The sequence below is a fragment of the Alteromonas sp. C1M14 genome, assembly GCF_018860965.1.
Classification (GTDB): domain Bacteria; phylum Pseudomonadota; class Gammaproteobacteria; order Enterobacterales; family Alteromonadaceae; genus Alteromonas.
In genome coordinates this window covers 590,335-603,174 of the sequence record NZ_JAHKQF010000015.1, presented here as the reverse complement: position 1 = coordinate 603,174, position 12,840 = coordinate 590,335, and the positions used below count along the sequence as shown (strand labels likewise).

Genomic DNA, 12,840 nt, shown 5'->3' with positions numbered 1-12,840 from the left:
GGCGTTACTGTATTGGCTCTGTTTGGCATTAGGTCGCGATGAAATGAATTATAACTGATTCTGTTTTGCAAAAATGAAAAAGCCGCCCTATAAACAGGGCGACTGGTCACACATCCATTACGCTAATTAAGCGTCTACTGGTTGAGCGGTGTCGTTTGCTTCAACCGAAATGGGTGTAAGGGGCGCTTCACCTTTTCCTTTTGAAATACGAATCACATAAACCGCAGTTGCTAAGGAAGTGATAACACCGACTATGGTTGAGATCTGCATGTCTAGCCCAAAGCCGAGAGTGGCATTGTTTAAAATGAAGGTGACACAGACCGCTGTCATAAACACGGCAGGGATTGTAGTGATCCAATGCAATTTATTATGACGAAGCAAGTAAGCCGATGCTGTCCACAACATCATGACCGCGGTGGCTTGGTTGGCGAAACCAAAGTAGCGCCAAATCACACCAAAATCGACCTGGGTAAGAACGGCCCCTAAAGCAAATAGGGGGGCAGCCATCAGTATGCGGTTACGAATATTCTTCTGACCCACTTTAAAGTATTCAGCCAAAATCAAACGACTAGAACGAAATGCCGTATCGCCTGATGTGATGGGTAAGATCACCACGCCTAAGAAGGCGAGTATGCCACCAAACACACCCAACAAACCAAAGGATGTGGTATACACCACGTTACCAGGGCCACCATCTTTTATTGCAGCAGATAGGCCATCGAGGTTATCGAAGAAGGAAAGCGCAATGGCACACCAAATCAATGCAATTACCCCTTCGCCAATCATTGCGCCGAAGAAAACAAAGCGTCCATTCTTTTCGTTTTCCATACACCGGGCCATTAAAGGAGACTGGGTGGCATGGAAACCTGAAATTGCACCACAGGCGATGGTGATAAATAAAGCAGGCCAAAGTGGCATATCATTCGGATTTAGATTGGAAAACATGTCGCTAACGGAGAACTGACTGAGAATAGAATGATTGTCGGAGAACGACGTAGCGGCTAACAGTCCAACAGACATAAAAATAAGTAATGCACCGAAGAAAGGATAGAAACGGCCAATCACCTTATCTACAGGGACGAGGGTGGCCAACACATAGTAAGCGAAAATAATCGCCACCATGGTACCGACTTCAACATGCCAGGATGTTTGATCGTTCACTAAATTAGTGATCATGCTAGCGGGGGCAGAAACGAAAACCACACCCACAAGCAATAACAAGACAATGGCAAATAGGTTCATAAAGTGCTTAGCACCTCGACCTAAATAACGGCCGGAAAGACTTGGAACCGACTCACCATTATTGCGAACTGATAACATACCAGAGAAATAATCATGGACTGCGCCCGCAAATATGCAGCCAAGAACAATCCATAGCATTGCCGCTGGACCATATAGGGCACCCATAATTGGACCAAAAATAGGACCGACTCCGGCAATGTTAAGTAATTGTACCAAGTAAACCTTGGGGGTAGACATAGGAACAAAGTCCACGCCATCAGTTTGGCTATGTGCCGGCGTAGGGCGGGCAGGAGTAATACCGAAGACCTTTTCAACAAAGGCGCCATAAATAAAATAGCCAGCAATAAGCGCTGCTACACAAATTAAAAACAATATCACAGGTTGTAATCCTTATTGTTTGTAAATGGTAAGAGTGTAAATGTTTGAATTAGGTTAACGATTTGAAAGAATATATGCATTTTAAAAATAACTAAGTGGTCGCATAGCAAATTAAGCGGTAATTTTAAGTGGCAAATAGAAAGGTACAGGGAAGGGATTTTGGACCCGGGTGTGATATTGGCTGCTCTACGATTTATCAAGATAGTGGTGAGTGATCATCTAACGGAAACATAATGTACACGCAAAAATTTTACGCAAATTTTATGCTTCATCACCCCATAGGTTTGCTAAAGTCAATCTCACGAAAAGGCAGACAAGCAGCGAAGTAAAAGCCGTTGAAAAATATCCACGCTCTCATACGAAAAGCCCCTTTTGTATTTGCGTTACTGATCGTGTGCACCGCTGCAATTTTTTCCTTTGCTCTGGACGCTTGGTTTTTGCCCACACAAGGCACATTGCTAATTCTTCAACTGGCTGTAGTGATTACTGCTTTACTCGGTAATAAGCAAAGTGCCATCTTCGCAGGTGTTCTAAGTGGCTTGATTTTCAATTATTTTTTTACCATACCACGCTTCTCACTGCATATGGCGAACGTACATGACATCGTTAATTTGTCTATTTTTCTAATTGTAGCGGTACTAACTGGATTTATGGCCGAATTTTACAAAGCGAAGCAAGAAGCGTTAGAAAGGGCAGAATTGAGAGCCAGTATTTTGATGTCGGTGTCCCATGATTTACGTACTCCGTTGTCAACGATTATAGGCTCATTAGGGACGCTTAAAGAGTATCAACACAGGTTGCCTGACCAAGAAAGAGAAGAGTTACTTCAGGGTGCATTGGAGGAAAGCCATCGACTGCATCGCTATATTGAAAACCTGCTTCAGGCGACTAAGCTGCACCAGGGGATCAAGCTCAATAGCGTAAATCAGGGGCTACTTCCGATAGTCAATAACGTCATTAAACGATTTGAAAATGAACGTGTCACGATTGAACAAGCCGATATGATACCGAATATCACGGCAAGTGGTTATCTACTGGAACAAGCCATTTACAACGTAGTTGATAACGCGCTGAAGTATTCGCCTAGTGAGTGCTCGGTTATGTTACGTTTTGCTGTTGAAGATAACCTGGTGCATTTGGATGTGGTGGACGAAGGGCCGGGAATTGGATGGGAACAAAAGGAGGCGGTATTTGATCTTTTTTTCTCGACCCGAACAGGTGATTCAGGCTATGGAGGTTCAGGAATTGGGTTAACGGTTGCAAAAGGGATTATAGAAGCCCACCACGGTCGTATTTCAATATTGCCCAGTAACAAAGGATGTACTGTTCGTATATCTTTGCCCAGTGTTGGGAGCGAGTAATATGAAGCCGCGAATTCTTGTCATTGATGACGAAATGCAAATCCAGCGTTTCATGAAAATATCATTAGCCGCCGAAGGATTTGATTATGTTTCTGCCCTTAATGCCCTTGACGGGCTGAGAGTGGTTCGTGAGCAGGAGCCCGCCCTCGTTATTCTGGATCTTGGGCTTCCAGACAAGGACGGAAGCTGGTTGCTCTCGCAACTTAGAACCTATTCTCAAATACCGGTTCTGGTGCTGACGGCACGTGATGAAGAAGATGAGAAAGTACGGCTTCTCAACGCGGGGGCAAATGACTATCTAAGCAAACCCTTTGGTATTAAGGAATTGATAGCAAGGATAAGGGTTTTATTACGAGATTTAACTGTTCCTAAAACCTATTCGCCCATTTTGCGATGTGGGGATATCGAGCTCAACACGGAAGAACATGCCGTTTGGCACAAAAACACGCCAGTGTCTTTGACCAAAAAGGAATTTTTATTGCTGCGTTATTTAATGAGTAAGCCGAATGCATTGTTTACCCATCAACAGCTACTTCATCATATATGGGGGGCAACACATACTGAGGATACCCATTATCTTCGTATCGTGGTAAGTCAACTCCGTAAGAAGCTGGAAGACGATAGCAATGCTCCCGCGTATATTATCACTGAGCCTGGTATTGGATACAGACTGATTTGTTGCTCCATTAAAAGCAAAGCCTCAGAGTAGTCACTTACGATGGTTCACCCCGCCAATATCGTTAGGCTACTCTCTCTCCCAGTGTTATGGATGGGTATCGTACAGATATGTTTTGGTATGATTTCATTCGTCGTATTTCAAGACAACGTTGGCAAGGCCTTCATGAAGCCGGCATTCTCTTTCATTGTTATTGCGTTCATCTTGCTGTACCGACTGAAAAAAGGCGATATGAGCAATGTGAGTTATCGTGACGCGCTTATGTTTGCGTCATTAACATGGGGGCTTACAGGCATCATGGGAGGCATTCCCATCATGTTAGTCACGGATATTAGCTTTACGGACGCTGTATTTGAATCACTCAGCGCGCTTACCACCACCGGGGCGACAGTACTTACAGGGCTTGATGCAATGCCCAAATCCTTTCTCATGTATCGGCAGTTTTTACAGTGGATGGGGGGATTGGGCGTTGTGATTTTTGTGGTTGCTGTACTACCAATGCTTAATGTCGGTGGAATGCGATTGTTGAAAGCCGAGACGCCGGGGCCAGTAAAAGACGATAAATTATCGCCTCGTATCGCAAATACGGCACATTACCTTTGGTTTATCTATGTCTTGCTGACAGTGCTCTGCGCTATCGCTTATTATTTTAGCGGCATGTCGTTTTACGATGCAATCGCCCACAGCTTCACCACGATTTCTACAGGCGGGTTTTCTACCCATGACGCGAGCATGTGGTTCTTTAAGAGCCATCTGATATTGTTTGTTTCGAATATTTTTATGTTGCTGGGAGCCATCAGTTTCGCATTGCACTTTAGGGTAATGCACGCGACTTCCCCTTTTTTATACTGGCGAGATGAAGAAACACGGGTCTTTATCTGTCTTGTGGGCGGTTTAATAGTAGTACTGACTATTATGCTTGTTATGGGGGATCGTTATCCGTTAGCTGAGGGGCTTAGTTTTGCCGCCTTTCATGTTATTTCATTTATCACCAGCACCGGTTTTGGGGCGGCAGATTTAAGTACCTGGCCTGAGGTAACAGGCTTTTTTCTTGTTTTTTGTGCATACCTAGGTGGCTGTGCTGGCTCCACCGCGGGAGGGAATAAGATCATTCGTGACATCATCACCTTTAAAGCCATACGACGAGAATTATTTCAATGTGTTCACCCCAAAGCGATATTACCGCTGCGTTTTCAGGGACAGCCCGTTGATGAGCGAGTGAGTCATGCGGTGATGGCGTTCATGTCGGTAGCCGCTGGCTCATCACTGGTATTTACACTGTTACTCATGATGACAGGGCTGGATTTTTGGTCTGCGTTTACTGCTGTTGCTGCTTGTATAAACGTACTTGGTCCGGGTTTCGGTGAAGTCGGCAGTAATTTCATACCGGTTTCAGATATCGGTATTTGGATGTTGAATGTGGCGATGGTGCTAGGACGGTTAGAGTATTTCACTATCTTGGCGATGCTCACCCCCAGCTTTTGGCGTTACTGATTTAAAAAGTAGAATGATTTATAGCTCACTTTACAGTTATTGGTTTTGCAGATTTTGAACCCGGGTGTGTTGGGTTTGATGCTGTTTGGGTGATAGGAGGCGGTGACATTGTCTTCCTATTGTCAGCTGACTTGCACGTATGAAGTATTTCTAGGAAATGAAAAGAGGCTCCTTCCTTAGTTTTTTGATGGTAGTTGGAAAGGAACTGGATATAACCCTCGAGTAATTAACACATGAAGATAAAAAGACAAAAACTTTAATTAAAAGTACACCTAATAGCCACTCTCTATAAGTCATTGATTTTGCATATACGACCTCTGCATTTACTCAATTAAACCAATGGTTCTGGCTTTGTTCACCGCATTGATTCGCTTGTCTACATCTAGTTTCTTAAATATGTTTTTAAGGTGAAACTTGACTGTATGGTCAGTCATATAAAGCGCTCTTGCGATTTCTTTGTTCGCGAGGCCTAGGGCTAATTTGCTTAACACCTCTGTTTCTCGCTTGCTTAGTGCTTGTTTAACTGAGTTATCTTCTCCTTTAAGGAATAATCGATGATATTGTTTAACACATTGGCTAAGAAAAGCGAGTTCTAGCCGATGAATTTTACTATTTTTAAAATATTCAACGCATTCTTCAATACTATCTATTGTGAGTCGGGAAAGAAAAAATGGTGTTTTTACATCAGATTGCGTCGCGTACCCCGCTGCGCTAATTAAATCGTCAAAGCTCTGAGTTTTCTCATTTCGGGAGGCGTACAAGGTTGCTCGTAAAACGAGTAGTCTTATTAAATATAATGTTGCACCTATTCTTTGTGTTCTCTCGATCGCCTCATCAATGTCTTTTATCGTGTTTTCACAGCTATAGCCCTTTAAATCCGCTAGACCAAACGCGAAACTTTTTTCACATAATAAGAACCAGTTTTCATAAAGGACAGTATTGGCGGATATTGAAATTTTCAACTTCTTTATTGCTAACAAAATTTCGTTTGGTTTCTTTTGCGTTAATGCACAAGTTAATCGATAGATATTGCTCAGTTCTTTTAGCCTAGGTAACTGCCTTTTTCTTGCGGTTTCAATGCTCAGAACTAATAGTTTAGAGGATTCTTCACTCATGTTGAAAAGCCGGAAATATTCAAATTGTGAGGAAAATCCAGCTGCGTATATCTCTGACCACCCATCGGTAGTACACGCGGTTTCTATTAGCTCTTGCATCGTTTTGCATGTAAATGAACGAGGGGTCTGCCAGAATTTTAGCGCAAATAAATTAATCTCACTGTTGGTCTTTAATCGGCTATCAATCCCAAAGTTTTTATCTGCCATTCCAATAGATTCAGTAAGATGTTGTTTAGCTGATTCAAATTGTGCACAATGCAACGCTATCTGTCCTAGGTGTAGAATAAGATAGTTTGCTCCAAGTACTGATTCTGCTTGGCGCATTGCGCTAAGCCCTCTAACGGCAGCCATTTTTGCATCACTGAACATTCCAAGCGCCATCGAGCTTATCACAACGACTGATTCTATTATCGCGATCCCTAGTAAATCCGCTTTATTCCAACGCGCCAAGTTCTTTTTCATCTCTTGTAGGGCGGTAATGTTAATTAATTCATCCCGGTACGAACTTAATAAACGTTCGATTAGATAAATATCTCGGATAAGCAACTTGTTTGTTTCATGCTGTGTGGAGAGTTTAATTTTATTAAACTGAGCTTCAGCATCATCAATATATCCATCTTTTAGCAACGAGTATACGTATGCCAAGCGTACACGTGGGTGACGTGCGAAATCGGGTGACTGAAAGTTACGTAATAAACTACGCATTAATCCTACCCCGCCATACAATACTAGCTCCCAACCTCCAGCACTCAAAAATAGTTGGGCGGCCCTGTCCATATCGCCTGATAGTCTAGCATGTGTGACCGCACTAGAAATTTGTTGATTTGATTCAAACCAGAGCGATGCTTTGTGGTGAAGCGAGTTAATAAGTTCGGGCTGTTGATGTTTTAGCTTGTTGTATAAGGTTTCACAGAACAAGTGGTGATAGCGGAACCAAATTTGTTGAGAATCGAGTGTAATAAGAAGCGAACGAATATGTGGTGAGGTATCGATTAAACCTTGCACATTATTGAGACCAGTTACCGCGCTTGCAAGTTCAAAGTTGAATTGCTCTAAAATAGAGGTATACATGAAAAATTTGCGCTCTTGCGAGGTAGACTGATCAAGGATCTGTTCGGTGAAGTAATCAGTGATGTATTGTTGCTTTCCTTTAAAAAGAGCACCAATTTCCGTGCACCCCTTATTCGCTACAGTAGCCAACTGAACAGCTACTGCCCAGCCCTCAGTTTGCTCGAGTAGGATTTGCGCGTATTGTTCACTGGCATCGGGTCCGATAAAGCGTTTTAGTTCATTGAAGGAAAAACTTAGCACACTTTTATTAATTTCAAATGCACTATTACCTAAGATCCGTGATGCAACGTTTAAATTGGGTTGAGAACGGCTACTTATGATTATGCGAAAGTTGTCTGGGAGGTGATCTAACAGTTGGTTAATTAACGCATTAACCTTTGTTGATTCAGCTCGATAGTAGTCGTCTAAAATAAGCACCACTTTTTCATTTATGCAAGATAGCTTTGCGATTAAAAATGTAGAGACTTGTTCTACAGAAAATTCAACAAAACATTTATAAGCGGCAAATTCCAATGATCCTAACGGGACCCCTGCTTCAGTGAGTGCAATTATTAAATAGCTTGCAAAGTGTCGTAGGTCTGAGTCATTCGCATCTAGCGATAACCAAGCTACTTTTACACCACGATTAATTAGAGACTCACGCCATTGAGACAACAACGAAGATTTTCCAAATCCGGCCGGTGCAATAATAAATCCTGAGGTGTATTCATTCTCATTATTTAGTAGAGAGGCCGCGTCCACTCGTTCGATTAAACGTGCATTCGCCCGTGGCGGAATTAGCTTAGTTCTTATGAGCCAAGGTTCGGTAAGTTCGTTATTGCTTAGCATTAGTGACGTATCCCCTAGGTTTCACAAGTGCTTTGTATGCTATCACTTTTCTGCCATGTGTTACCCCCATCAATAGTTTCAAGTCTCTATTTTATTAATACTGCCCATTAGGGTAGTTGCTGGTGACTTTGTATATATGGGATAACTTTTAGGCGAGTTGGCACAGAAGAAAAAATGCAGCGGCAAATAGCTAGAAGTTGCAGGCCATTATTATAAAAATTAAATATCAGTCAGACAAGTAGAAAGGAAAACGTATGCCCAGCCGAAGAGTATTATTAACACGCAAGAGTTTACTAGCGCTTTCGGTGGGAGTTATTTCCTTACCTATATGCACCTCGTTATATGCACAAGAAGGTGTGGAGAAAGCTCAGCAAGAGAAATCAATTGAAAATATTACCGTAACAGCACGTGGTCGTGTTGAAACTATTGTCGAAGTTCCATTATCAGAGCGCTACTTTTCCGAAATGGAAATTGAAAGCGCGAGAATTAAAGGGGTAGATGACTTTATTGGTTTGACGCCAGGCGTTACGTTAGCAAATGCTCAGGATTCAGGTACCAACTTTATTACTATTCGCGGCGTCTCACAAGTGAGGAATGGCGAGCCACCTGTAGCGGTTGTCGTTGATGACGTTATACAAGTTAATAGTCGTAGTTTCGACCAGGGACTTTTTGATTTGCAAAGTATTGAAGTATTGCGTGGTCCTCAAGGTGCCTTATATGGGCGAAACGCTACTCAAGGCGCGATAATTATCAACACGAGAAAGCCCAGCGATGTCTTAGAAGGTTATGTGCAAGGTGCAATCGGTAGGGGCAATGAGTATCAGATTGAAGGATCGGTCTCGGGGCCTATTTCTGATGATCTAGCCTTCCGGTTATCCGCTCGTTACTACGATACTGATGGTATATACGATAACATCACTACAGATGAAAAAATAAACTTTAAGCAAGAAACTAATTTGCGAGGGCACCTTAGTTTTAATCCAACAGACGACTTGAGTATCGATATTCGAGGCAGTCTCTCTGATACCTCTTCGGACGCAAATACCTATACATATCAAGGCGTAACAATAAGTCCAGATACTGGAGAAGTAATAGGTTATCAGGATGCTAGTGCTTTTGATTCTAATATTGTACGTCGCAATACTGCGGCAAATAATAAAGGGTTCGATGAGCGACAAACTAGTCAGTTGTCTGTACGAGTTAACTACGTTTTGGATTGGGCAACATTAAAGTCTGTTACTGCCTATGACACCCTTGAACAACGTAATGGAGCGGATCAGTTTCCCTATTCTGCCAATACCAGTGTGAACCCCGGAATTTCATTTTCTGACGGTACTCAAAGCCAATTCGTTGACGTTGAAGCAATTAGTCAAGACCTTCGTTTTATGTCAAATGATGATGTGATATTTCGTTGGATGTTTGGTGTCTATTATTTAGCGACTGATAGGTATATATCTTCAAGCACCGGATATGACCTGGGAATGGGCATTGAAGAAGTGACAAGAGCTCCTATTTTAGGTGGCGCAGTTAACCCTACAAGTTCCTTTTCAGCAGACGATAACAACAATACTGCTTATGCAGGTTATTTTAACTTTGCTTACGACGTATTTGATGACTTAGAGCTATCTGTTGCAGGACGATACGATAAAGATGAACGTAAACAGTACGTTGATGAGCAGCAGGGGGCCTACTCATTAGATGGTGAATACACGGGACCAATAGGAACACCAGGTGCAGTCAATAAAGCAGAGTTTTCCAGCTTTCAACCTAAGGTGAGTTTGCGTTATCTATTTGATAGCAAGACTTCTCTTTACACTTCTTGGGGCAGGGGATTTCGTAGTGGCCAATTCAACCAAAATGGGGTAGGAGCTCAAGCGGCCGTGCTCGGTTTGAATGTGTCGGATGTTTTAGACCAGGAAAATACAGAAACTTTTGAGGTTGGTTTTAAAACAACGCTGCTTAATGGCCGGTTGCACACCAGTGGGGCGGTGTATAGCACAGAAGTTGAAAATGCACCCTTTTTCGTATTTGTTGGAGAGCTAGGTGCACAAGTGTTAGTAGGTATAGACGAAATTTCTATCGAGGGGGGAGAGTTTGAAGCGTCATACGATATTAGTGATGACTTCAAAATTTACGCCGGTCTCGCCATAAGTGACAGTACAGTGGATGCATATAGCTTAGAACCATCATATGAAGGAAATAAAGCGCCTTATGTTCCTGACTCTACATTTAATGCTGGCTTGCAGTATAGAACAGCCATCTCTGACCGATTAGATTTCTTCAGTCGTGTAGATTATCAACGCCTTGGAGGCCAATACTGGGATCCGGCGAATATTACAAAGCGAGATCCTGTTGAGTTAACAAATTTGCGAGTAGGTGTTGAGTCGGGAGATGGGGTATGGAACGTAGTTGGTTCGATAAACAATCTATTTGATGAAGAGTACAACGCTGAATACGTAACGGGTGGCTTTGCCTATGCTGCAGCACCAAGAATATGGCGTATCGATGTTCGCTATAACTTCTATTAAACCTCTCTACTAGCTCAAACACTTATGTGGTTGTTCAAAGTTTGAGCTATATCTTCTCTTTGTTAGGAAATATTATGCACACTATTAGAGCTGCCAGTGACATTGGCGGCACTTTCACTGATTTAGTATATTATGAGATGGACCCAGAAACGGGGACTGCGTCGGAAATAAAAGCGGTTAAGGCACACACTACTCCTTCCGAGTTCCAACAAGGTGTGCTCAATTCTTTGGAAAAAGCGGATATCCCCATCGAGGAGCTAACCTTTTTTGCTCATGGTTCTACAGTCGTCATCAATGCGTTAACTGAGCGTAAAGGAGCAAAAACCGCTCTTATTACTACCAAGGGATTTCGCGATGTTTTAGAAATTGCACGTGGCAATAGACCCGATTTCTTTAATTTGCAATATCGCAAGCCAGACGCTTTTATCCCTCGTTATTTACGTTACGAAATCACCGAACGGTTATCTTATACTGGCGATGTAATCTCTCCTTTAGCGATTTCTGAGCTTGATCCTATTCTTAAAAGCATGCAAGAAGAAGGTGTGCAGGCTATAGCTGTGTGTTTACTTCATTCCTATGCTAACCCAAATCATGAACAGTCGGTTGCGAACTATATTGCTAAGCATTGGCCCGAAGTGACAGTGGTAACTTCCCATCAAATATCTCGTGAGTGGAGAGAGTATGAGCGTAGTAATACTGCCGCTCTATGCGCATATGTTCAGCCTATTGCTGCACAATACTTAGCGAAAATGGAAGAGGCACTAGATGAAAGGGATTTCAGAGGTAAGTTTTATGTTATGCAATCCAATGGGGGGATTGATACTGTTGAGTCAGTGAAGAAAACGCCAATTTCAATTGTTGAATCAGGACCGGCAAGTGGTGTGTTAGGTGCAGCAGCTCTAGGTAAATTGATTGGTGTAAATAATATTATTGCTTTTGATATTGGCGGCACAACCGCGAAATGCTCCCTTATAGATAATGGCCGTGTGAACCTGACCAGCCAATATATGATAGAAAAAGACGAACGTTCAGCGGGTTACCCTCTTATGACCCCAGTGGTCGATATTGTTGAAATTGGTAATGGTGGAGGGTCTATCGGATGGATCGATGAATTTAATAAAATGCACGTCGGCCCTCAAAGTGCTGGTGCTTTTCCGGGGCCTGTAGCCTATGGGCAGGGAGGTGAATCTCCTACCACAACAGACGCTAATTTGATGCTCGGTCGTATTAACCCAAATTATTTTATCGGCGGTGAAATCGTTGCTGATATGGAAGCGGTAGAGCATGCCTTTGATATGTTAGGGGCACCGTTAGACTTAAGCGCTATAGACACCGCACGGGGTGTTATCAGATTAGCAAACCACAACATGAGTAATGCACTTAAGTTAATATCAATTAATCGTGGTTATGATCCAAGAGACTTTACACTTGTTGCATTCGGTGGCGGCGGCGCAATGCATGCTACTGTATTGGCAAAAGAATTAAGTATTCCGCGTGTTATTATTCCTGCCCACGCTTCAGTTTTCTCCGCTTGGGGTATGCTTATGTCGGATTTGCGACGAGATTATATCCGTACCCAACCTGTAGCATTTGTCGCTTCCAAAGCATGTGAAATATCACAAACCTTAGAAAGTATGTGTAAGGAAGCGCTTTGCACGTATGCCGATGAAGGGTTTGAGGAGCAAGACGTTTACTTCGAGCCGTTATTGGAGATGCGCTATGTTGGACAAGAGCATACGGTGCAGATAGAAGTTGGATTAAATGAATTAATGGGTACAGATATACTAAAACTTACCCAAGACTTTAATAGAGAATATGAAAAGAAGTATACCTATTTCTTAGAAAACGATATTGAATTGGTGAGTTATAAGTTAACTGCATATGCACGAATTGAGCGACCTACATTAGCAAAAATATCAGCAACAGGTGATATTCAAGCGGCAATTAAAGAAACCCGCTCTGTAGATTTTGACGAATCAGGCTTCATTGACACGATTATTTATGATCGAGATAAATTGTTTGCTAATGCTCAGTTTAGTGGGCCTGCAATCGTTGAAGAGTCAGGCAGTACAACGGTTATTCTTTCTGGTCAACAAGTCAAGGTAGATGACTATGGCAATTTACATATTGAGATAGGAGTATAGCGC

The 12,840-nt window shown here is 42.5% G+C and carries 7 protein-coding genes; 5 read left to right on the top strand and 2 right to left on the bottom strand.

Features of this window, described 5'->3' with window-relative positions; translation table 11 throughout:
- Window positions 1-126 precede the first annotated feature (126 nt).
- Window positions 127-1,620 carry a carbon starvation protein A gene (locus KO501_RS14990; protein ID WP_216030473.1) on the bottom strand — a complete coding sequence of 498 codons (1,494 nt, stop codon included), beginning with the start codon at window positions 1,618-1,620 and terminating at the stop codon, window positions 127-129.
- Between the two features lie 335 nt (window positions 1,621-1,955).
- On the opposite strand from KO501_RS14990, the gene KO501_RS14985 reads away from it, so the two are divergent.
- The 3 genes from KO501_RS14985 (at window position 1,956) to KO501_RS14975 (ending at window position 5,151) form a co-directional block, all read left to right on the top strand.
- Entirely contained in the window at window positions 1,956-2,981 is a 1,026-nt protein-coding gene (locus KO501_RS14985; protein WP_216030472.1) for a DUF4118 domain-containing protein, read from the top strand.
- Window position 2,982: 1 nt separating this feature from the next.
- Window positions 2,983-3,690 (top strand): response regulator transcription factor, encoded by a 708-nt coding sequence (locus KO501_RS14980; protein WP_216030471.1) that lies wholly within the window; start codon window positions 2,983-2,985, stop codon window positions 3,688-3,690.
- 132 nt (window positions 3,691-3,822) lie between these two features.
- Window positions 3,823-5,151 (top strand): TrkH family potassium uptake protein, encoded by a 1,329-nt coding sequence (locus tag KO501_RS14975; RefSeq protein ID WP_252728433.1) that lies wholly within the window; start codon window positions 3,823-3,825, stop codon window positions 5,149-5,151.
- A gap of 323 nt (window positions 5,152-5,474) precedes the next feature.
- Here KO501_RS14975 and KO501_RS14970 read toward each other — a convergent pair whose 3' ends face one another.
- Window positions 5,475-8,165, bottom strand: a complete 2,691-nt coding sequence (locus KO501_RS14970) for a LuxR C-terminal-related transcriptional regulator (RefSeq protein WP_216030469.1) — start codon at window positions 8,163-8,165, stop codon at window positions 5,475-5,477.
- 254 nt (window positions 8,166-8,419) lie between these two features.
- Here KO501_RS14970 and KO501_RS14965 point away from each other — a divergent pair, with 254 nt between their 5' ends.
- On the top strand, window positions 8,420-10,693 hold the full coding sequence (locus KO501_RS14965) for a TonB-dependent receptor (protein ID WP_216030468.1): 2,274 nt from the start codon (window positions 8,420-8,422) through the stop codon (window positions 10,691-10,693).
- A gap of 74 nt (window positions 10,694-10,767) precedes the next feature.
- Window positions 10,768-12,837 (top strand): hydantoinase/oxoprolinase family protein, encoded by a 2,070-nt coding sequence (locus KO501_RS14960; protein WP_216030467.1) that lies wholly within the window; start codon window positions 10,768-10,770, stop codon window positions 12,835-12,837.
- Window positions 12,838-12,840: the final 3 nt, after the last annotated feature.

What these genes read in the sequence shown, in the direction of transcription:
- KO501_RS14980 (WP_216030471.1), top strand. Translation starts at nt 2,983, where the DNA reads ATGAAGCCGCGAATTCTTGTCATTGATGACGAAATGCAAATCCAGCGT.
- KO501_RS14975 (WP_252728433.1), top strand. Translation starts at nt 3,823, where the DNA reads ATGAAGCCGGCATTCTCTTTCATTGTTATTGCGTTCATCTTGCTGTAC.
- KO501_RS14970 (WP_216030469.1), bottom strand. Translation starts at nt 8,165, where the DNA reads ATGCTAAGCAATAACGAACTTACCGAACCTTGGCTCATAAGAACTAAG.
- KO501_RS14965 (WP_216030468.1), top strand. Translation starts at nt 8,420, where the DNA reads ATGCCCAGCCGAAGAGTATTATTAACACGCAAGAGTTTACTAGCGCTT.
- KO501_RS14960 (WP_216030467.1), top strand. Translation starts at nt 10,768, where the DNA reads ATGCACACTATTAGAGCTGCCAGTGACATTGGCGGCACTTTCACTGAT.